This is a genomic window from Ruegeria sp. HKCCD6119 (genome assembly GCF_013110585.1).
Taxonomy (GTDB): domain Bacteria; phylum Pseudomonadota; class Alphaproteobacteria; order Rhodobacterales; family Rhodobacteraceae; genus Ruegeria.
Genome location: NZ_WVQV01000004.1, coordinates 197301 through 218181, shown reverse-complemented (window position 1 = coordinate 218181; position 20881 = coordinate 197301). Strand labels below are relative to the sequence as shown.

Sequence of the window (20881 nt, the reverse complement as noted above, 5' to 3'; positions counted from 1 at the left end):
GTGACAACACACACCTCAGGGAGAAACCAAAAATGAGTGCAGGGGTCGGAGTCGATCTGGAAAACCTGTGGATCCGTTTCGGTGACTTCGTCGCCGTGCGCGATGCAAACGTCAACATCAACGGGGGAGATTTCTTTTCTTTCCTCGGGCCATCGGGCTGCGGAAAAACAACCATTCTGAGGGCAGTGTCCGGCTTTCTTGAACCAAGCGAAGGCAACGTCCTGATTGGTGGCAACAATATGCGTGGCATCGGGCCCAACAAGCGCCCGACGGCGCTGATCTTTCAGAACCTCGCATTGTTCCCGCTGATGAAGGTCTGGGAAAACATCACGTTTTCCATGGAAATCAAAGGGGCCAGTGCTGCCGAACGCCGCAGGCGCGCCGATGAGCTTCTGGACATGATTGCGTTACCGGGGCAGGGGGACAAACTGCCAAGTGAACTGTCAGGTGGTCAACGTCAGCGTGTTGCTATTGCCCGTGCTCTGTGCGCCGAACCGGACGTGCTGTTGCTGGATGAGCCTCTGTCGGCACTTGACCTGAAGCTGCGCCAGCACATGCGGACCGAGTTGCGTGAAATTCAACAGCGTGTCGGCATTACTTTCATCTACATCACGCACGATCAGGGTGAAGCGCTGACCATGTCGGACAATATCGCCGTCATGCGTGCCGGTGTGATTGATCAAATCGCCGACGGGAAGACGATTTACAACGATCCCAACACGGCTTTTGCGGCTTCATTCGTTGGCGAAAACAATGTGTTCCGCGGTAAAATCAAGCAAGTGATGGGCAAGGAAGCTTTGATCTCGACCAACCGTTCGGGGGATCTGGTGGCAAGGATTTCGACGGCCAATCAGGGCAAGATGAAAGAAGGTGATGACGCGATGATGTTCATCCGCCCCGAGGCCTTTGCAATTGCCCCCGATGGCGCAACGGGCGATCACTTCGTCACCGCCCGGGTCAATCATGAAGAGTTCGAAGGCAACGTCTTCAACATCTTCACCGAAGGCGAAGGCGGAAAGGAAATCAAGGTCTCGATCCCCAACCATGGGCAATCCTTCGAGGACCACACCGGACAGAACATCACGCTGGAATACGAGACGCATAATGCCGTCGTCGTTCCCGCGGGTGAGCTGGCTGCGGAATAAGGGGAACAGTTCATGCCCCGATTTCTGAAAGAATTCTTCAATCGCAACGGCACCGGTATGGGCTTGGCGATCCTGGGTCTGGTTTTGTTCTGGACAATCGGCCTTATTATCCTGCCGCAGCTGTCGATGCTGGATTTCTCGTTCCGTCCAAACCTGCCCCCACCAGAAATTGGCGGGCCGAAGGACGTCTATACGCTGGAGAACTACAAGTACCTGATATACGGCCCCGAAGGTGGCAGTCAGGATTACAACACGGTTGACCTGCGGGTGTTCTTCCGCACCCTCGTGGCGGCCGTTTGCGTCACGATTTTCAACCTGATCATCTGCTATCCGATCGCCTACTATCTGGGGCAGTCCGAAGGCAGCCATATCCGCATCTTCGCGATCATGCTGATCATCCCTTACTGGATCAACGAAATCCTGCGCGCCTTTGCGTTGCGCATTATCTTCGGTGAAACCGGTGTTCTGAACACGCTGTTCGTGGGACTGGGGGTCTGGGATACGCCGTTCGACTTCATCCGAAACGATATCGCACTCTATGCCGGGCTGGGCTATGCCTATATTCTGCTGATGATCTTCCCAATGTATAACGTCATAGAAAGCCTGGACAAAAATCAGATCGAAGCCGCGCGCGACCTTGGCGCGCCGTGGTGGCGGATACATTGGCGTGTGGTCATTCCTTATGCCAAGCCAGGGATCAGTTCGGGCTGTACGATGGTGTTCATGCTGTCTGCGGGCGCGCTGGCGGCACCGCAAATCCTGGGCGGGCCGTCGTCGCTGTGGTTCACACAGCTGATCTATCAGCAGTTCAACGATAACAACGACTGGCCGCAAGGGGCTGCTTATGCGATCGTCCTGCTGGTGACCTGTATCCTGTTCGTGCTGGCCATGATGCGCCTGTTCAAAGTGAACATGGGGGATATTGGGAAATGAACAATTCCTTTCTCCGCATAAGCATCTGGGTCTATCTGGCGATCTTCTTCCTGTATCTGCTGGGCCCGCTTGTGATCATGTCGATCACCGCGTTCAACTCGTCCGGCTTCCCGCGGATGAGCCCGTGGGAATGCCTGACCTTCCAGTGGTTTGGCGAGTTGTTTCAGGATCAGCGCATCCTGAACGGTATCAAGAACTCACTGATCATCGGGATCGGCACGGTCATCCTGTCAGTGGCCATGGGTCTGGCGGGCGCATTGATGCTGACCCAGATCTGGCCAAAGCTGCGGGCGACTTACTATACGATCATTATAGCTCCGATCCTGATCCCGGGTGTTGTTCTGGGTATCTCGACGCTGGTGTTCTGGGATCGTATCAACCGGGTGCTGGGACTGGGGGCGGACAGCTTCCTGTCAAATGGCATTTTTCTGACGGTGATCGGCCAATCCACCTTTATCGCCAGCTACTGCATGCTGGTGTTGGTGGCACGCTTGCAGCGCTACGACGTGGCCCTGACCGAGGCGGCACTGGACCTTGGGGCCAGCCACGCCCAGGCCTTCCGCAAGATCCTGTTGCCGTTCATGCGTCCGGCGATTGCATCGGCAGCGGTGTTGGCGTTCCTCGCATCGTTCGAAAACTACAACACCACCACCTTTACCTTCGGTGAATACCCGACGTTGACGATCGAGCTGGCCCAAAAAGTCCGGTATGGCATCACACCCGCAATCTCGGCGCTGGCCTTCATCATCGTGGCGCTGACAGTGTTCTTCGCTCTGCTGAACGAAGCCAAGCTGAAACGTCAGGAACTGGTGGCAGCGGCGCGCAAGAACGCGACGGTTGAGGAGCTGGCCGGCAAGATCAAACTGCCCAGCTTCTTTTCCGGCAACATGGCAGCGGTTCTGTTGGTTGTATTTGCCGTCGCAACGATCACAGTTGTCGGCACTGCGGCCACCTACAATCCGGCGCAGTGTATCGCCGATATTCGCGAGCAGAAGCAGCTGGAAGCGGAACAGCGTATTCAGGAGTTGCGTAAGCAGCGTGAAGAACGCCGCAAGCAACGCGAAGCTGAAGAAGCGGAACAGGGCGGTGCGCAATCCACCCCGAAACCGACGAACAACAGCGGCTTTGGCAATGTTTTCGCTCCGAACTCTTTAGGGGGCGAGGAAAGCGAAGGCGCTGATAGTGGGCCTGAATCCGAAAACGCTCCGTCCAATAACAGTGGTTTCGGCGGGGTGTTTGACCCCAATAGCCTGCAAAACGACGAATAGCGGCGCAGGTTCGTAGCCTCGGCATCCGCCCGGACTGACCTCAGGTTTGTTCGGGCGGATTGCGTTTCAGGATTTTGACGTCACAACCTTCGACGGTGAGCCCGTTCCAATCCACCGGTCCTGCGTTGTAGTTGATCAGGAAGGCATGATCGGCCGTCTCGCGCAGTCGCAGGCCTTGCGGCATCCTGCGCAATGTCAAATCGGCTTCTTCCGCCGCCATGGCTATAACGCGGTCCCAAAGGTCTGCATCGGGGAAGCCGGCCAAGTACCAGATTCCGTCCCCTGCCTTGAGAGCAGGTGTTCCGTCTTCGAAACTCAGCAAGTCTTTGGCCGTTCCTGACAATCGGTCGATCCAATGCCGCGCCGCGCCGCCACCCTTGACCGCGCGTTCAACCGTGGGCGGCAGAGTTTCGACCAGATCAACATCGCAATCGATCCTTCTCAGACCGGGTCTGCCCTTTTCAGGAATTTGAAAATCGCGGGTGATCGCGCCGCCGCGCGGTCCCAGAATGGCAAGATCGCATCTCTCTGCCAAACGTTGTTCCAAATCAGGATCCATTGTGGCCAAACCGGGGGCAAAGATCACCGAGTAATCACCGGAAATGTCCTTCGCCGAAACAAAGTCTACCGAAAGACCGGCCCGTCGCAGCGCGCGGTAAGCCGAAAAAACCAATCGGAAATAATCAAATCCCGCGCCTTGTGGTTGTGTGGTCCACGCCCAGTCCGAGGCGTAATCAAACAGAATGGCCACTTTGGCCTGTATCTGTTGCACCGCGCCCAACGTGTTCAGGTCATCTGCGGTCTGGCGGGCCTCTGCCAGTGCAGCAGCAGGGTGATTGTTCGATGTCAGCAAGCCCGCATGCATTTGCTCTTGCGCAAACGGGGCTTGCCGCCATCGGAAATAACTCACCACCTCGGCACCATGAGCCACGGCTTCCACGGACCAAAGACGTACCATTCCGGGCAGGGGCGCCGGATTATACGGTGCCCAATTCACCGGGCCGGGTTGTTGTTCCATCACCCACCAACGGCCGCGCCCGACCGCCCGGTAGAGATCATGGTGAAACGCCTGCATGTCCGGATCACCCTGTTGCAAAAAGGCGGTCTTGTGCGCGTCGTCGGCATCCAGCCGGTCCGACAGAAAACCGATCGGATAACTGTCCCAGGTGGCGATATCCAGATCCGCGCCAACCTTGAAATGGTCGAAGTCCAGAATACGGCCCATGTAATTGTGCAAAAGCGGCGCATCAGTCAACGGGCGCAGCGCATCCACCTGTGCTTTGTTGAAAGCCGCGACCTGATCCGAACTGAAGCGCCGGAATGCCAGTACATGAGCCGGGTTCGGCTCGGTCACCGTTTGATTGGGCAGGTCGATTTCGCTGAAGTTGCGATATTCCATCGACCAGAACACATTGCCCCACGCCTGGTTCAGCGTTTCAATTGTTCCGTACCGTTCGGCCAGCCAATGGCGAAATGCCTGTTGAGCAGCTGCGCTGTAGCTGAGAGTGGTGTCGTGACACCCGTATTCATTGTCAATCTGCCACGCGACGACATGCGGGTTCCTACCGAACCGTTCACCCAATATGCGTGCGATGCGGGTAGATTCGTCGATATAGCCTTGATGGCTAAAGCAGTAATGCCGCCGTGATCCGAACTTGCGCGGGTTGCCGTTTTCATCGGCGGCCAGCATATCCGGGTGTTTGTCCAGCATCCAGCGCGGCGGTGTTGCGGTTGGCGTGCCCAGCACGACCTTCAATCCGGCTGCTCCGAGTGTCTCAATCGCGCGATCTAGCCATTCGAATTGAAAAACGCCGGATTGCGGCTCGATGCGGCTCCACGCGAACTCGCCAATACGCACCCATGTAAGGCCTGTTTCGACCATTTGCGCGGCATCGTCTGCCCACATCGCTTCCGGCCAATGTTCAGGATAATAACAAACGCCCAGTTCCGGCTTCATAAGATGACCTTGTGTTCTGCCTGACCCTGACCTGCATTTCGCGCGGCAAAGGTCATGCCGTTGGTCGGTTGGCTGTCTATTGTTTCTGCGTTCAATCCCTGACGGGCCGTTGTGCAGAAAAGCGTATTCAGTTCATCGCCCCCGAAAGCGGGACATGACGTATGGGATGCGTCAAATGCAACGGCCTTCAGAAACATGCCGTCGGCCTTGTATGCCGCAATTCGGCTGGCACCCCATTGTGCAATCCAGATATTCCCCTGGGCATCGATGACCGCGCCATCCGGGTTCAGACCTTCTTTGCGCAAATCCAGAAAAACTGCGCTGTCGCCTTCCGGCCACCCGGTTTCGGCGTTCAGACGCCAGCGCCTGACTTGTTTCGTTGCGGTGTCGCAGAAATAGGCCACCGAACGATCGGCGGCAAAACAGATCGCGTTGGAGATTGTCACATCCGGAACCAATCGTCTCAACTCGCCTTTCCAGAAGCGATAGATTGATCCGGCCCCGGGTTCCGCCTGCTTGCCCATTGTGCCGATCCAAAACCCACCCCACGGATCGGCGCGGCCATCGTTTGAACGCGTGACGGGGTTGTCGGCTTCCAGAGGCGTGATCAAGTTCCGCTTTCCGGATTGCAAATCGAGACGCCACAGTCCCGTTTCCGACGCCATAAGAAGCGTATCGCGATCCACCCAGCCCGCGGCCGAAACATTTTCATCGAAGCTCCAGCTTTTGGGCATTCCCCGCTCGCGGGTCATCAGACGTTTGCCTATGATATCGAACCAGAAAAGCTGACGTCTTTCAGGATGCCACAACGGGCCTTCGCCCAACTCGCAGGGGCGATCGTCAAAGATAGTGCTCATCCGGCGGCCTCGTCATAGGCCGTAACGATATGCCGGGCGCGCTCGGCGATTTCGGCGACATCCATTCCGGGTTTGTAAAGTGCAGAGCCTATCCCAAAGCCATCTGCGCCCGCTTTGATCCATTGCCCGAAATTTTCGGGTCCGGCACCGCCAACGGCAAAAACAAGCGAGCCTATGGGCAAAACCGGACGTAAGGCGGCCAAACCCGCCGGACCAGCCATCACCCCCGGGAACAGCTTCAAACCGGTGGCCCCGGCCTTGAGGGCTGCAAAGGCTTCGGTTGGGGTGTAAACCCCCGGCCAGCTTTGCAGGCCCAACGCGACGGAACGCTTGATGACCTCGGCGTCATAGTTGGGCGATACGATCAACTTGCCTCCGGCGGCCGACACAGCGTCCACCTGATCGACTGTCAAAACAGTGCCCGCGCCGATCAGGGCCTGGTTTCCAAACGCATCAACCAAAGTGCCGATACTGTCGAGCGGATCCGGAGAATTGAGCGGCACTTCGATCCGGTCGATGCCGGCATCGATAATGGCGCGGCCAACGGCTTTGGCTTCGTGCGGTTGCAAGCCACGCAATATGGCGATGATGGGACGGCTCATGCGGTTTGCCTTGTCAGGTTTCGGGCCAGCGCAAGCCCGGCCAGAGTTGCCTCGGTGGCGTTTGCGGTTTCCACGAATGCGCCTTGCCGTTGCAAGGCTGTTGCATATGTCTGCGACACGCCTTCTGCTCCGATAATGGCCAGTTGCTGCCCTAGCCAATAGGGCCGTGTCGCGGCCAGTTCGGCCCCGATCAACAATCCGGAAAGGCGCGCGCGTGCGGTGGCTTTGGCCTGACCTTGCAGCAAGTCCGCAGCTCGCAAGTTAAAAAGACGCGCAGCCAATTGTTCGGGCTTTGATAACGTATCCGCAACCGCCTCGGCGAAAGCGTCTTCGTCCCAGCCCGGGCCTACAGAGTGCCGCAGCACGGACTGACCACATAGCAGGTCGAACAACTCACCCGTCATGAAGGTACGAAAGCTTACAACCTCGCCAGCGCTTACCTGAACCCATTTCGTGTGGGTTCCGGGCAGGCAGATAACGCCGTCCCAACTCTGGCGCGCGCCCAGAAATCCGGCAATCTGGGTTTCCTCACCCCGCATCACATCCGGCGGAGTTGTCTGTTTCAGACCGGGTATGACAAAGGCCCGAATGCGCGGGTCTGATCCGGGTACGCGGATAGGGACATCCGGCAAGGGGTCCGACGGCACGGTCGAATAAGGGGCTTCCACCCAGCCCTGTCGTGCGCCGACCATTCCGCAAGCGACCACATCCACCGGCGCGCCGGGCAACCAGTTTTCGATCAAATCCAGCAGGGCGGCTTGAAACCCGTCAGGCCCGACATGCGCCATGCCCTTGTCGGATTGCGCATGGTCCAGCGCAGTCGAACCCTGCATGGCCCAGGCCCGTAAATGAGATGTTCCCCAGTCGACGGCGATCCATTCAGTGTTCATAACATCACCCCGAAACCACGACGCCGCCATCAACAGCCATACATTGCCCGGTCATTGCATGGCTGGCCTTGGACGCCAGAAAAAGTGTTGGTGCTATCATATCCTCGGGCTTCAGGTGCTCTTTCAGACATTGCCGGTCCAAATGCGCCGCCAGATCCTCGGGCGTGGCCCATTTATCCAACTGTTTTTGCGTCAGAACCCAGCCGGGGGCCAGAGCGTTGACGCGGATTTTCCTCGGCCCCAGTTCTCGTGCCAATGACCGTGTCATCCCTGTAATCCCGGCATTCGAGGTCGTATAGATCGGATAGCCAGCATTGCCCATCATGTAACTGATCGAGCTGAAATTGATGATCGACCCGCCATCTTTCATTTGCCGGGCGGCTTCCTGACACGCGAAATAATAGGCTTTCAGGTTCACCTCGATCATCCAGTCCCAGAATTCCGTCGTGGTTTCCTCAAGCGTATGACGTTGATCGTTGGCTGCATTGTTCACCAAGACGTTCAAAGGACCATGAGCCTCGGCAGCTTTGGCCATCGTCGCGTGCAGTAGTTCGGTATCCGTCATGTCGCCTTGCAGGAACAGCGGCGCGCGGCCGTGCTTGTCGCGCATCTCTTCGACAAAACCGCTGGCATCCGACCGACCAATGAAGGCCACATTGGCCCCCTGTGCCATGAATCCATCTGTCAGCGCCGCACCGACGCCCGAGCCGCCGCCGGTGATATAGACGGAGGCCCCGTTGAGATCGTGGAATGTAGCTGGTTGGGTCATCAGTGGCTCTCTCTGGTCACGAGGCGCGTGTCTTTGCCAACAAGGAAATCCAGATCCGCCCCCTGATCCGCTTGCAGCACGTGGTCGATGTAAAGTTTTGCATATCCGCGTGTGTAGTGCGGATCATCCGGTTGCCACGCGGCGCGGCGGGCGTTAAGTTCGTTTTCGTCCACAAGCAGTTCCAGTTTGCCGCTGCTGGCTGAAACACGGATGCGGTCTCCGCTTTTGACCAGCGCCAGCGTGCCACCCGCCTGTGCTTCGGGGCTGACATGCAAAATGACGGTGCCATAAGCTGTTCCCGACATGCGGGCATCCGAGATCCGGATCATGTCTCGCACACCCTCTTTCACCAATTTCGCCGGAATTGGCAGGTTGCCGACCTCGGGCATGCCCGGATACCCCTTGGGGCCACACCCTTTGAGCACCAGAATGCTCTTGGCCGTGACCGGCAGGTCTTCACGGTCTATATTGGCCTTCAGGTCTTCGATGTTGTCGAACACAAAAGCCTCGCCCTCGGTTTCAAGAAGCGCGTCAGTGGCCGCCGAAGGCTTGACGATTGCCCCATTCGGCGCAAGGTTGCCGCGCAGAACTCGCAGGCCCGCAGCGGGCTTTACAGGATCATCGAAGGGACGGATGACGTCCGAGTTGTAACACTCGGCCCCTTCGTAATGTGCTGAGATATCCTTGTTCAGAACCGTCTTTGCCGGGCGCAGGAACGATTTGAGTTCATTCAGTACAACCGGCATGCCGCCTGCGTAGCAGAAGTCTTCCATCAGGTATTTGCCCGACGGCATGCAGTTGACCAGCAGCGGTATTTCGGATCCGATTTCAAAGTCTTTCAGGGTCAGGTCAACCCCGACACGTCCCGCCAGCGCCAGCAGGTGAACCACAGCGTTGGTCGAGCCTCCTACGGCGGCATTGGCGAGGATGGCGTTCTCAAACGCCTCTTTGGTCAGGATGTCCGAGGGCTTGAGGTCTTCTTCCACCATCTCGACGATGCGCCGGCCGGTCATGTGCGCCAGCGCCATGCGGCGGGCGTCGACCGCCGGAAGCGCGGCATTGGTGGGCAGGCTCATGCCCATCGCCTCGACCAGCGATGCCATGGTGGACGCCGTGCCCATGGTCATGCAGACACCAGCGCTGCGCGACATGCCGGATTCGGCGTTCATGAAATCCTGCAAGGTCATTTCGCCGGCCCGAACCGCTTCGGAAAACTTCCAGACGTCGGTGCCGGATCCGATATCCTGTCCACGGTATTTACCGTTCAGCATCGGGCCTGAACTGACGACGATCGAAGGCAGATCGACTGAAGCGGCCCCCATCAGTTGCCCCGGCGTGGTCTTGTCGCAGCCGCCCAACAGAACGACTCCGTCAATACCATAGGCGCGGATCGATTCTTCGACATCCATGGCCAGCAGGTTGCGGAACAGCATCGCGGTGGGTTTCATCTGGGTTTCACCCAGCGACATGACGGGGAATTCGACCGGGAAGCCGCCCGCCTCCCACACGCCGCGTTTTACGCCCTCGGCCAGGTCGCGCAGGCCCGAGTTACAGGGGGTCAGTTCCGACCAGGTGTTGCAGATGCCAATTATGGGTCGTCCGTCAAAAGCGTGGTCGGGAAAGCCCTGGTTTTTCATCCACGACCGGTGGATGAAGCCATCCTTGTCGAGTTTTCCATACCAATGCTGTGAGCGGCGTTTTATCATGTCTGGCTTTGTTTTTCTTGGCTGAAGTTGGATCTGAGTATTTGTAAAATGATGAAGATCAGGCGGCGCGGGCCGGTCGGCACCAGTCGGGCAGCCAATCGTTATGGGCCGTCAGCAGATCCGTGACAAGGTTTCGGATCTGGCGCAGGTCCAGTTCGGCGGCGGTGTGCGGATCCATCATCGCGGCGTGATAGATATATTCGGGGTTTTGTTCTGTCAGGGCCCGAACAGTCAGTTCCTGTACGTTGATCTGGGTGCGCATCAGGGCAATCAACTGCGGCGGGATGTCGGTCACGACAGAAGGCTGTACGCCGTTGCTGTCGACCAGGCAGGGGGTTTCTACCGCCGCGCCCATGGGCAGTTGCGGGATCTGGCCGGTATTGGGCAGGTTGCCATAGGCCATGTAGGGCGTGTTCGTTGCGATCGCGTTCATCAGGTCGGCGGCGAATTCGTGGCTGCGCGTGACATCGATATTGCGCCCGTCGGTCAGGGTCTTGGCCTGTTTCTTCCACATCTCGACCTGCTCGACGCAGCGGGTGGGGTATTCGTCCAGCGGGATCGAGAATTCCTCGATCAGGTCCTGTCGCCCGTCCTTGATGAACCACGGCACGTATTCGGCCAGGTGTTCCGAGCTTTCTGTGCAGAAATAGCCCAGATGATCCATCACCTCGTACCGCACCTTGTTGGGGCAGCGCGGCATCAGCAGCGGTGCCTTCGGGAATTTCCCCGCGTGATAGCCCCGTCGCAGTGCCGGATACAGGTCGCGGCCCTGATGTTCCAGTTTCAGAAAGAATGCCACGTGATTGACGCCCGCGACTTTGTAGCGGAACTCATCCTTTGGCAGATCCAGATCATGGGCCAGTTCCTCGACCGTATTTTGAACCGAATGGCAAAGGCCCACATGTTTCAGGGAAGGGAAGCGTTCGGCCAGTGCCCAGGTGTTGATGGCCATCGGATTTACGTACTGCAGCAATGTCGCGTTCGGACAGAGTTGCATCATGTCCCCTGCGACATCCCAAAGCACCGGAACCGTGCGCAGGCCTCGCATGATTCCTCCGACGCCCAGCGTATCAGCGATGGTTTGACGCAAGCCATACTGCTTGGGGATCTCGAAATCGGTGATCGTACAGGGCTTGTACCCCCCGACCTGAAAGGCGGTGATGACGAAATCGGCCCCGTCCAGCGCCGCACGGCGGTCGGTATGGGTCGAGACAGTCGCCCCGGCCCCGACCGAGCGGATCATGGAGCGCGCAACTGCTTCGCTTTCCGCAAGGCGCTGGGGGTCGATATCCATAAGCGCAAAGTGACTGTCGGCCAGCGCAGGGGTCAACAGAGCATCTCCAACGATGTTCTGCATGAAAATTGTGGACCCGGCACCGATAAAGGTAATTTTGGTCATTTCACAGCTCCGAGGGTCAAACCCGCAATGAAGTGTTTCTGCATCAGGAAGAACATGGCCACCGGTGGCAGAGCCGCCACGATGGAGCCCGCGCTCATCAATTGATAAGCGGCGCGGAATTGTGCGTTGAAACTGGTGATTCCGGCAGTTACAGGCTGGCTTTCCGCGCCTTGCGTCAGGACGACGGCCCAGAAATAGTCGTTCCAGATGAAGGTGAAGATCAGCACGCTGAGCGCGGCGATCGCGGGCTTCATCAGCGGCAGGACCACGTACCAGAAGATGCGCCATTCGCTGATGCCTTCGACCCGTGCTGCCTCGATCAGTTCAAAGGGCAGGGCGCGGATGAAGTTGCGCATGAACAGGGTGCAGAACCCGGTCTGGAAGGCGATGTGAAACAGGACCAGCCCGGTCTTGGTGTTGTAGAGCCCAAGTTGCAGGGTCAGATCCCGAACCGGCACCATCAGGATCTGAAAGGGCACGAAATTCCCAGCCACGAACATGAAAAAGATCCAGAGGTTCGACTTGAACTTGTAAATGCCAAGCGCGAAGCCGGTCATGCAGCTGAGCGCCACCGCTCCGATCACGGTAGGGACGGTGATCATGAATGAATTCAGCAGGTATCGCGGCATGTCCGAATTAAAGAACACCTGACCATAGTTAAAGGCGCCTTCAAAGCTGGACGGCATTCCCCAGTAATTCGCGTTGGTGAAGTCAGCAGCGGGTTTTACCGAGAAAAGAGCAACCGCCAGCAGGGGACCCAGCCACAACAGAAGGGCCAATGGAAGCATGGCTTGATACGTGATCTGCGCCGCGCGGGGTTGTTTTTCGATGGGTTTGGGAAACATCTCAGCGCCCCTTCTCTTCACGGTACATCGACCACAGGAAGTAGGCGATGAAGCACAACATGATCAGGAAAAGGATCACGGCGATGGCCGCGCCATAACCCATGCGGAAGCCATATTCGGACAGGGCGACCTCGAACATGTAATAGGCCAGCACGCGGGAGGATCCGAAAGGTCCGCCTTGTGTCATGATCGAGATCAGGTCGAATGACCGTAATGCGCCGATGATGGTCACGACAAACGCGATAAAGGTTGCGGGCCGCAATTGTGGGATGATGATGTGCCAAAGCATCTTCCAACCCTTGGCCCCGTCCAGGCGTCCCGCTTCGATCTGTTCCGGGTCCACAGCGTTCAGGCCGGTGAGGTACAGGATCATGCAATAGGCGGTTTGTGGCCAGAGGCCGGCGAAGATGATGCCGTAGGTCACAAAGCGCTCATCGCCAAGCACGTTCAGGGGACCAAGGCCGAAGAGGTCGAGGAATTCGTTCAGCAACCCGAAGGTCGGATCGTAGAACCAGGTGAACACCAGCCCCACCACGACCTGAGAAATCACGAAAGGAAAGAAAAACAGGGACTTATACAGGCGGATGCCCCAAACTGTCTGGTTCAGGAACAGGGCGATGAACAAACCTGCCGGAATCGCGGCCAGGTACAGGATCAGCCAGATCAGATTGTTCTTCATCGAGATGTAGAAAGCATCCCGGTCTACCCATTCCCAATAGAGGTCTTCGTAGTTGCGAAAGCCGACGTATTCCGCAGCGCCCAGGCCGTCCCACTCGTAAAGCGACAGGTTGAAGGACTGGAATACCGGGATAATCACATAGACCAAGAAGAACAGCATCCCGGGGGCCAGAAACAGCCAGGGTGCGATGCGTTGTTGATTGCGATGGAACCAGCTTTCCTGTTCTGAGGCGTCGGCTGCAACTGTCATTGGAAACTCGGGTCTGTTGGAGCAAGGCGGGTCGGAACCCGCCCTACGATTCAAAGGAGCGTGGGCCGGGCTTTGGCCCGACCCTTGCCTGATCAGTTATCGTAAATACGCTCGCGCGCGCGTTCGAGTTTGGCCAGTATCCGGTCCAAGTTGTCGGGTTTGACCATGAATTCCTGGAAACCTTCCATGGACACTTTGGCCATTTCCGCAGGCGCGTCGCGGTCCCAGAACTGGGCTACCCCACCGGGGCTGTTGGACGAAAGCATTTCAAAGCCCTGTTGCAGGAACTTGTCGTCATCCACAGCGGATTGCGCGTTGACCGGCAATTGGCCGAGATTCGCGCCGTTGTTGATTTCGGTCTGTTCATCAGCAGAGACCACAAAACGCAGGAATTCGCGCGCAGCTTCCTTGTTCGAAGCATTGGTCGGGATGTGGAACGTGTCTGTCGGAGCGTCTTCGGCCAGCTCAACATCGGGATTGATCGCGACGAACTGGTAGAAATCCAGCTGGTCATCTGTCAGGCCCGCATCGCGCAACGGTGCCACTGCGAAGTTGCCCATCAGATAGGCTGCTGCCTCACCATTGACCATGAAGGGCAGCGCTTCCTGCCAGCTGTAGGTCTGGTGGTTGTCGATGAATGCGCCCATGTCGATCAACTGTTTCCAGTTGGCGAAGGTCTGCTTGACCCGGTCGTCTTCCCAGCTGACTTCGCCATTGGCCAATTGCTGATGAAAATCAAAGCCGTTTGTGCGCATGTTCAAGTAGTCAAACCAGCCACCAGCGGTCCAAAGGAACTTGGTGCCGATCGTGTAGCAGGCGCGTCCTGAATCGACGATTTTCTGGCAGTTGGACAGTTCTTCTTCCCAAGTAGTCGGCTCGCTCAGGCCCAGCTCGTCAAAGATGTCTTTGCGATAGTAGACACCCCACTGATAATAGGTATACGGCACACCCCATTGCTTGCCGTCGATTGTCAAAGCGCCCTTGGTCGAAGCGAGATTGTCGGCGATCTCGGGCTCGGCCCACAAATCTGAAACGTCCTCGAACAGACCCGCCTCGACATATGGTTTCATACGGTTGGCCGCGTACCACGTGGCCACGTCCGGGGTGTCAGCCGTCAGGAAGTTCCGGATCTGCGTTTTATAGGCTTCGCGGTCGATGACGGTTGTTTCGATTTCCAACCCCGGATGCTGTGCCCCGAACCGTTCGATCATCGCCTCCATCGTCGCGCGTGGCGCCGGGTTCGATGTGTCCAGAAAGATCCGTAGCTCTCCGGTGAGTTCCGCAGCTGCTGGTGCCGCCATCGCGACACCAAGCGCCAGCGCAGCCGTCGTGCGCTTGAAAGTTGAATACATAGTTTCCTCCCTGTTTCTCTCCCACAAGGTTCCAAATAATGAAACCTTGTTTTATATATTGAAAACTACACATCGACTCGGTTACTGTTGTCAAGACCCTCGTGAGGATGGCGAGGGATAATCGGAGGAGAATGATGGCCCGTGTCAGGTGACGGAACTATAGGCAAAGCATGTGATGTGCTGGATCACGTAGCATCGTTCGAGCGCCCCGTTCGATTCGCTGAACTTTTGGAAAGCAGCGATTTTCCAAAGGCGACCCTGTATCGATTTCTGCAATCTCTGACCAACCAGGGAATGCTGTCTTATAACCGCGACAGGCAGACCTATGCGCCCGGAATGCGGCTGGTACGGTTGGCCCATGCGGCATGGACGCAAAGCTCATTGGCCCCGATAGCGCGACCTTTTATGGATGCCCTCAGTCAAGAAACCGGTGAAACCGTGCATCTGGCGCAGCTTGATTCCAGTCAGGTTCTTTACGTCGACAAACGCAACGCCGCACAACCAATCGAGATGTACTCTCAGGCTGGTAAAGTTGGCCCGGCCTACTGCACAGGGGTCGGCAAGGCGATGCTGGCATTTTTGGACGAAGATGCGTTGAACAGGGCGGCGTCGCAGCAAAGCTATCACCGCTTCACCAACAAAACTCTGACATCCGAAAAGATGTTGCGGGCTGATCTTGACAGAATTCGCAGCCGGGGATTTGCCATCGATGATGAAGAGCACGAGCCTGGCATCATATGCATCGCCTGCCCAGTTCTGACGTCGAACGGTCGGATGCTTGGGGCAATTTCGATAACCGGGTCCACCGAACGAATGGATTTCGATCAACTCGAAGCCTGGGTGCCGCGCTTGCGGCGCGTGGCTGAACAAATCGGAACCGAGGCACAAGCCTGGCGGTTTCCCGAAACAGGCCCTAGTTCCAAAAACGACAGGATGCTGATGACATGACAGGTGTAACTCTGAATCGGGCAATCAAACGGTACGGTCAGACACAGGTCATTCATGGGATCGACCTGCAAATCGAAGATGGTGAGTTCTGCGTTTTTGTAGGGCCTTCAGGGTGCGGAAAATCCACGTTGTTGCGGATGATTGCAGGGCTGGAAGAAACCTCGGAAGGTGAGATTCACATCGGATCGCGCGAGGTGACACATATGGATCCAGCCAAGCGCGGCGTGGCGATGGTGTTTCAGACTTATGCGCTCTACCCGCACATGTCAGTGGCGGAAAACATGGGATTTGGTCTGCGCATGAATGGTGTCCCAAAAGCCGAGATCGACCAGAAGGTGCAGGAGGCTTCGAGCATCCTGAAGCTTGATCCTTACCTCAAGCGCAAACCCAAGGCCCTGTCCGGGGGGCAACGGCAAAGGGTTGCGATCGGGCGGGCGATTGTACGCGGGCCCGAGGTTTTTCTGTTTGACGAACCCCTGTCCAACTTGGACGCTGAATTGCGTGTCGAGATGCGCGTCGAAATCGCGCGTCTGCATCAGGAAATCGGTGCAACCATGATCTATGTGACCCATGATCAGGTCGAAGCCATGACGATGGCCGACAAGATTGTGGTGCTGCGCGATGGCCGGATCGAACAGGTCGGCGCCCCGATGGATCTGTACCGTGATCCTGACAACCGGTTTGTTGCAGGTTTCATCGGTTCGCCCGCGATGAACTTTCTTGATTGCGAATATACTGACGGCCATGTCACCCATCCCGCTTTGGGCCAGCCATTGCCGGTCTCGGCAACTGTTCCTGCCGGAACGGGCAAGGTGACGTTGGGGATGCGCCCTGAACATATTCACATCGACCGGTCTGCCGACACCTGCACTGTGGACCTGACCGAAGCGCTTGGGGGTGTATCCTACTCGTATTTGCTGACGCCAAATGGGGACAAACTGATTGTGGAAGAGCGGGATGACCAGCGCAGCAAAACCGGCGACCGGATTGGCATATCCATTCAACCTGACCGTGCCATGGTATTTGATCCCGAGACAGGGCAGAGATTTCGGTAATCCTTGGCCGCAACCCGAAAAAATTCGTGGGACCAGCCGGGCAGCTTCATGGAAAACATGTGGCGTGACCTGAAGGGAAACGCCCAAGACAGCCGGGTGAAACGTTGAGCTGATGACATCAAAAGCCATCCAAGCCCAGCCCGTGGCAAAACGCGCGGGCACAGATGATTGATTCCCAGCGTAACGTGATTTAAGGGAGGCCCTGTCAAAACAGAGTCACCCAGGGGCGGTATCGTGATCGCGCCCCTCCCGCGCCACGCTGAAGTGGCTTCAACTCTTGGATCGCACGCCCCGAAAGGCTTAAAAAGGTAAAAGAATATGGCAGATAAATCGAACTTCGACATATTGTATACCATTGTAGACGAAGCGCCCGAACTGGCCAGCGCCTCGTTCCTGCCCATCATTCGCAAGTTCGCTTCGGCTGCTGGCGTCAGCGTGGGGACCAAGGACATTTCACTGGCCGGGCGCATTCTGGCAGCCTTCCCCGAAAACCTGACGGATGAGCAGCGTGTCTCGGACGATCTGGCAGCATTGGGTGAGCTGGTAAAAACCCCGGACGCCAATGTGATCAAGCTGCCGAACATCTCGGCATCGGTTCCGCAACTGGTGGCCGCCATAGAAGAGTTGCAGTCGCAAGGCTATGATATCCCGGCCTATCCCGAAGAACCTTCGACCGACGAAGAAAAGGCGATCCGTGCGCGTTATGATGCCATCAAAGGCTCGGCCGTGAACCCGGTTCTGCGTGAAGGTAACAGTGACCGCCGTGCGGCGCGGGCTGTCAAAAACTATGCCCGCAACAACCCGCATTCCATGGGCGAATGGACCTCGGACAGCAAAACCAAAGTCTCGTCCATGTCGGGCAACGATTTTTACGCCAATGAGAAATCGTCCACCATCACCGCTGCCCAAGCGGGCGATGCAAGGATCGAGTTTGTCAGCAAAGACGGCAGTGTGACTGTCCTTAAGAACGCGTGGCCGCTGGACGAAGGCACCGTGGCTGATGCGACCTTCATGTCGGTCAAAGCACTGTCATCCTTTCTTGCAGAGGCCATCGAGGACACCAAGAAAGACGGCACAATGTTCTCGTTGCACCTGAAAGCCACGATGATGAAGGTCTCGGACCCGATCATCTTTGGCTATGCGGTCAAGGCCTGGTTGGCGCCGGTTTTCGACAAATTCGGTGCGGAACTGGATGCGCTGGGTGTGAATCCGAACTCGGGTCTTGGCGATTTGCTTGAGCGGGTACAAAACAATGCCGAGATCGTCGCCGCAATAAACGCGATCAAGTCTGATCGTCCATCCATGTATATGGTGGATAGCGACAAGGGCATCACCAACCTGCATGTTCCTTCCGACGTGATCATTGATGCTTCGATGCCAGCGGTGATCCGCGCGGGCGGCAAGGGTTGGGATGAGACCGGTGCCAAGGGTGATACAAATTGCGTCATCCCCGACCGGTGCTATGCAACTGTTTATGATGAAAGCATCAAGTTCTTCAAAGCCAATGGTGCATTGAATCCCGCCACTGCCGGTGCGGTCGCAAATGTTGGCCTTATGGCGCAGAAGGCCGAGGAATACGGCAGCCACCCGACCACCTTCGAGGCGCCCGCCGACGGCACAATGCGCATCGTTCTGGCCAATGGCGAGGCCCTGCTTTCGCACGAGGTCGAAAAGGGTGACATCTGGCGGGCCTGCACCGTCAAGAAGGCGCCGATCGAGAACTGGATACAGTTGGCGATGGACCGTCAGCGCCTGACCGGATCCGAGGCGATCTTCTGGCTGGATGCGAACCGTGCCCACGACGCAGAGCTGATCAAATATGTCGAACCGGCGCTCGAGGCTGCGGGCGTGGCTGACAAGTTCCAGATCATGGCCCCGCGCGAGGCAACGCGCCAGACGCTGGAAACCATCACCGCCGGAAAGGACAGCATCGCCATCACCGGCAACGTGCTGCGTGACTATCTGACCGACCTGTTCCCGATTCTCGAACTGGGCACCTCGGCCAAGATGCTGTCGATCGTCAAGCTTATGAATGGCGGCGGCCTGTTCGAAACCGGGGCAGGGGGCTCGGCACCGAAACACGTGCAGCAATTGGTCGAGGAAAATCACCTGCGCTGGGATTCGATGGGTGAATTCTGCGCGCTTGGGGAATCACTGAACTTCCTGGCCGACGCCAAAGGAAACGCGAAGGCAGGTGTTCTTGGCGCTGCGGCAGAGGCCGCAACTCAGGGCATTTTGGACAACAACCGGTCGCCAAGTCGAAAAGTCGGCGAACCGGACAACCGCGACAGCCACTACTGGTTCGCGCGCTACTGGGCCCAAGCCTTGGCTGCCCAATCTGACGATGCCGATCTGGCAGCTGAAATGGCACCACTTGCAAAAGCGCTGGCAGAGAAAGAAGAGCAGATCTTGTCGGAACTGGCCGCAGTCCAAGGACCGTCGGTGGATTTGGGCGGGTACTATCACACTGACCCGATCAAAACCGCCGCTGTGATGCGCCCCAGCGCTACGCTGAACGCAATCATCGGCTGATCGCCGTCTAACAGGCGGGCGAGTTTCGTCCGACATCAAAACACGAAGGGACCGCCTTTGCGCGGTCCTTTTCATGGAACGCGGGATTGCCCAAAGACCCGCCCCGAACCTTACGCCTGACGATCTGTAGCTTGCTGTGGCTGCGCCGTTAAAACCAACCTTGTCAGGTTCTATGAACGACTTGCGCAATGTGTGCCCGGTAAACATCTGCGCATCACGTTGGATTCCAGCGCTTGGGCCGTCCGGACACCAGGCGCAAGTTTCGATCGCTTTCCTGAAACTGCGAACAGGGCGGTCAGCAAGGATCGAAAGATCCTGATTTTTGGAAAAATTTTAGATTTACGGGATTCCCCCAATAGCGCCGGTTTTCAGTCCGCGTTAGGTATTTGGGGACAAAGAATTTCACTGGTGAGGCCTTAGGGCTATATCACTCACTCAGAAAAATGGCCAGCATTTGGGGTGCTGGCCATTTGCGTATCTGGTTCACCAACCCCTTGAACAAACCAGCGTGTTCAGACGCTTACGCGCGAACAGGCCGTTCATTTGCCTAGCATTGAACTGGGGGTTGATTTTAATCAGCCAAATCGACGGGTTTGAGCCTCGACAAGCGATGGCTTGATTTGGTCAACGCCTGACGCAGCTACACCTTTGTGCTGCAAATATGACAGACGACGTGCTTCCCTCCGGGCAAGAGCCAGAGATTCCAGAATCAAAGCGCAGACGATGGACAGCATTGTCGCAACAAAACCGGATACTGCGACGACGACAGACGGAATTCTATCGACAAGCCCTGTTTCCAAAAATTCCCGGAATACGGATGTAAACACAAAGAGCGAAGGCAAAAACATCAACACGGCCAATGACAGGAAAAACGCAACGGGCTTTTCATCCTTGATCAACAAGCCGATCATTTTGAGAATCCGCCACCCGTCGGAAAACGTCGCCAGCTTAGAGTTCGAATCCGGCAGGCGTGACGAATACCTTGTTTGAACCTCACCGATTGGCATGCGCATCTGCATCGCATGAACTGTTAGCTCTGTTTCAATCTCGAACCCGTTTGATACTGCGGGGAAGCTTTTGACAAAGCGTCTGCTGAAAACGCGGTAACCCGAAAGCAGGTCGTTGATTTTGCTGTTGAAGAAGAATTTCACAAGCCAACTGAACAACGCGTTGCCAAATTTGTGGCCGCGCCGATAGGCTTCAGTTTCTTCATTCACACGGGCGCCGTTGACCATATCCAGATTCTGCGAAACGAGCATGTCGATCAATTCCGGCGCCGCCGCGCTGTCATAGGTCGCATCCCCGTCAGCCATAACGTAGACATCCGCATCAACGTCGGCAAACATTCGACGGACCACGTTGCCTTTGCCCTGGTATGTTTCGGAATAGACCCGCGCGCCTGCCTCAAGCGCGACCTTGACGGAGTCGTCGGTGGAATTGTTGTCATATACGTAAATCGTTGCGTCGGGCAGGGCCGCGCGGAATTGCCGAACGGTTTCACCTATGGCAACGGCCTCGTTGTAGCAGGGCAAGATCACTGCAACGTCCAAATCCGATCTGGTCGCGGACGACGGTGAGTTATTCTGAATATTGAAGGCGCCCTGTATCATATGCAAATCACGCTCTTTCATTGGCATCAATTGAATGATGATCGTGCTTGGGGTTGAAGGTGCTGCGTATTTGAGGCTGTTATGA

17 protein-coding genes are annotated in these 20881 nt (G+C 56.9%); 6 read left to right on the top strand and 11 right to left on the bottom strand.

What is annotated here, in order from left to right; translation table 11 throughout:
* Positions 1 to 32 precede the first annotated feature (32 nt).
* Genes GS611_RS12590 through GS611_RS12580 form a run of 3 tightly spaced genes read left to right on the top strand, consistent with a single transcriptional unit; the run spans position 33 to position 3346 of the window.
* Complete coding sequence (locus tag GS611_RS12590) at positions 33 to 1145, top strand: ABC transporter ATP-binding protein (protein ID WP_171636122.1); 1113 nt, start codon at positions 33 to 35, stop codon at positions 1143 to 1145.
* A gap of 12 nt (positions 1146 to 1157) precedes the next feature.
* The gene (locus GS611_RS12585) at positions 1158 to 2078 is read left to right on the top strand and encodes an ABC transporter permease (protein WP_171119259.1); all 921 of its coding nucleotides are present in this window, start codon (positions 1158 to 1160) and stop codon (positions 2076 to 2078) included.
* Entirely contained in the window at positions 2075 to 3346 is a 1272-nt protein-coding gene (locus GS611_RS12580) for an ABC transporter permease (protein WP_171636120.1), read from the top strand. The genes GS611_RS12585 and GS611_RS12580 overlap by 4 nt, the downstream gene beginning before the upstream one ends.
* 40 nt (positions 3347 to 3386) lie before the next feature.
* Here the strand turns inward: GS611_RS12580 and GS611_RS12575 are convergent, their stop codons facing one another.
* From GS611_RS12575 to GS611_RS12530, 10 genes are all read right to left on the bottom strand, one after another.
* The gene (locus GS611_RS12575) at positions 3387 to 5303 is read right to left on the bottom strand and encodes a beta-galactosidase (protein WP_171636118.1); all 1917 of its coding nucleotides are present in this window, start codon (positions 5301 to 5303) and stop codon (positions 3387 to 3389) included.
* Positions 5300 to 6160, bottom strand: coding sequence for an SMP-30/gluconolactonase/LRE family protein (locus tag GS611_RS12570; protein WP_171636116.1), 861 nt, complete (start codon positions 6158 to 6160; stop codon positions 5300 to 5302). The genes GS611_RS12575 and GS611_RS12570 overlap by 4 nt, the downstream gene beginning before the upstream one ends.
* On the bottom strand, positions 6157 to 6762 hold the full coding sequence (locus GS611_RS12565; protein ID WP_171636115.1) for a 2-dehydro-3-deoxy-6-phosphogalactonate aldolase: 606 nt from the start codon (positions 6760 to 6762) through the stop codon (positions 6157 to 6159). The genes GS611_RS12570 and GS611_RS12565 overlap by 4 nt, the downstream gene beginning before the upstream one ends.
* Positions 6759 to 7652 (bottom strand): 2-dehydro-3-deoxygalactonokinase, encoded by an 894-nt coding sequence (locus tag GS611_RS12560; protein WP_171636113.1) that lies wholly within the window; start codon positions 7650 to 7652, stop codon positions 6759 to 6761. The genes GS611_RS12565 and GS611_RS12560 overlap by 4 nt, the downstream gene beginning before the upstream one ends.
* A 4-nt stretch (positions 7653 to 7656) precedes the next feature.
* Entirely contained in the window at positions 7657 to 8421 is a 765-nt protein-coding gene (locus GS611_RS12555) for an SDR family NAD(P)-dependent oxidoreductase (RefSeq protein ID WP_171636111.1), read from the bottom strand.
* Complete coding sequence (locus GS611_RS12550) at positions 8421 to 10127, bottom strand: IlvD/Edd family dehydratase (RefSeq protein WP_171636108.1); 1707 nt, start codon at positions 10125 to 10127, stop codon at positions 8421 to 8423. The genes GS611_RS12555 and GS611_RS12550 overlap by 1 nt, the downstream gene beginning before the upstream one ends.
* A gap of 58 nt (positions 10128 to 10185) precedes the next feature.
* A complete protein-coding gene (locus GS611_RS12545) occupies positions 10186 to 11526 on the bottom strand; it encodes an alpha-glucosidase/alpha-galactosidase (RefSeq protein WP_171636106.1) in 1341 nt (446 codons plus the stop codon).
* On the bottom strand, positions 11523 to 12371 hold the full coding sequence (locus tag GS611_RS12540) for a carbohydrate ABC transporter permease (protein ID WP_170345350.1): 849 nt from the start codon (positions 12369 to 12371) through the stop codon (positions 11523 to 11525). The genes GS611_RS12545 and GS611_RS12540 overlap by 4 nt, the downstream gene beginning before the upstream one ends.
* 1 nt (position 12372) lies before the next feature.
* Positions 12373 to 13299, bottom strand: coding sequence for a carbohydrate ABC transporter permease (locus tag GS611_RS12535; protein ID WP_171636104.1), 927 nt, complete (start codon positions 13297 to 13299; stop codon positions 12373 to 12375).
* A gap of 92 nt (positions 13300 to 13391) precedes the next feature.
* Complete coding sequence (locus GS611_RS12530; protein WP_171636102.1) at positions 13392 to 14651, bottom strand: ABC transporter substrate-binding protein; 1260 nt, start codon at positions 14649 to 14651, stop codon at positions 13392 to 13394.
* A 141-nt stretch (positions 14652 to 14792) separates the two neighbouring features.
* Between GS611_RS12530 and GS611_RS12525 the strand changes: the two genes are divergently transcribed.
* The 3 genes from GS611_RS12525 to GS611_RS12515 all read left to right on the top strand — a co-directional run bounded on the left by GS611_RS12525 (position 14793) and on the right by GS611_RS12515 (position 19186).
* The gene (locus tag GS611_RS12525) at positions 14793 to 15599 is read left to right on the top strand and encodes an IclR family transcriptional regulator C-terminal domain-containing protein (protein ID WP_171636100.1); all 807 of its coding nucleotides are present in this window, start codon (positions 14793 to 14795) and stop codon (positions 15597 to 15599) included.
* Positions 15596 to 16654, top strand: a complete 1059-nt coding sequence (locus GS611_RS12520) for an ABC transporter ATP-binding protein (RefSeq protein ID WP_171636098.1) — start codon at positions 15596 to 15598, stop codon at positions 16652 to 16654. The genes GS611_RS12525 and GS611_RS12520 overlap by 4 nt, the downstream gene beginning before the upstream one ends.
* 318 nt (positions 16655 to 16972) lie before the next feature.
* Entirely contained in the window at positions 16973 to 19186 is a 2214-nt protein-coding gene (locus GS611_RS12515; RefSeq protein ID WP_171636096.1) for an NADP-dependent isocitrate dehydrogenase, read from the top strand.
* A gap of 575 nt (positions 19187 to 19761) precedes the next feature.
* Here the strand turns inward: GS611_RS12515 and GS611_RS12510 are convergent.
* Positions 19762 to 20724: a glycosyltransferase family 2 protein gene (locus GS611_RS12510; RefSeq protein ID WP_371732259.1), complete on the bottom strand. Its 963-nt coding sequence runs from the start codon at positions 20722 to 20724 to the stop codon at positions 19762 to 19764.
* Positions 20725 to 20881: the final 157 nt, after the last annotated feature.

What these genes read in the sequence shown, in the direction of transcription:
- GS611_RS12545 (WP_171636106.1), bottom strand. Translation starts at nt 11,526, where the DNA reads ATGACCAAAATTACCTTTATCGGTGCCGGGTCCACAATTTTCATGCAG.
- GS611_RS12560 (WP_171636113.1), bottom strand. Translation starts at nt 7,652, where the DNA reads ATGAACACTGAATGGATCGCCGTCGACTGGGGAACATCTCATTTACGG.
- GS611_RS12565 (WP_171636115.1), bottom strand. Translation starts at nt 6,762, where the DNA reads ATGAGCCGTCCCATCATCGCCATATTGCGTGGCTTGCAACCGCACGAA.
- GS611_RS12590 (WP_171636122.1), top strand. Translation starts at nt 33, where the DNA reads ATGAGTGCAGGGGTCGGAGTCGATCTGGAAAACCTGTGGATCCGTTTC.
- GS611_RS12575 (WP_171636118.1), bottom strand. Translation starts at nt 5,303, where the DNA reads ATGAAGCCGGAACTGGGCGTTTGTTATTATCCTGAACATTGGCCGGAA.
- GS611_RS12530 (WP_171636102.1), bottom strand. Translation starts at nt 14,651, where the DNA reads ATGTATTCAACTTTCAAGCGCACGACGGCTGCGCTGGCGCTTGGTGTC.
- GS611_RS12585 (WP_171119259.1), top strand. Translation starts at nt 1,158, where the DNA reads ATGCCCCGATTTCTGAAAGAATTCTTCAATCGCAACGGCACCGGTATG.
- GS611_RS12570 (WP_171636116.1), bottom strand. Translation starts at nt 6,160, where the DNA reads ATGAGCACTATCTTTGACGATCGCCCCTGCGAGTTGGGCGAAGGCCCG.
- GS611_RS12550 (WP_171636108.1), bottom strand. Translation starts at nt 10,127, where the DNA reads ATGATAAAACGCCGCTCACAGCATTGGTATGGAAAACTCGACAAGGAT.
- GS611_RS12540 (WP_170345350.1), bottom strand. Translation starts at nt 12,371, where the DNA reads ATGTTTCCCAAACCCATCGAAAAACAACCCCGCGCGGCGCAGATCACG.
- GS611_RS12555 (WP_171636111.1), bottom strand. Translation starts at nt 8,421, where the DNA reads ATGACCCAACCAGCTACATTCCACGATCTCAACGGGGCCTCCGTCTAT.
- GS611_RS12515 (WP_171636096.1), top strand. Translation starts at nt 16,973, where the DNA reads ATGGCAGATAAATCGAACTTCGACATATTGTATACCATTGTAGACGAA.
- GS611_RS12520 (WP_171636098.1), top strand. Translation starts at nt 15,596, where the DNA reads ATGACAGGTGTAACTCTGAATCGGGCAATCAAACGGTACGGTCAGACA.
- GS611_RS12580 (WP_171636120.1), top strand. Translation starts at nt 2,075, where the DNA reads ATGAACAATTCCTTTCTCCGCATAAGCATCTGGGTCTATCTGGCGATC.
- GS611_RS12535 (WP_171636104.1), bottom strand. Translation starts at nt 13,299, where the DNA reads ATGACAGTTGCAGCCGACGCCTCAGAACAGGAAAGCTGGTTCCATCGC.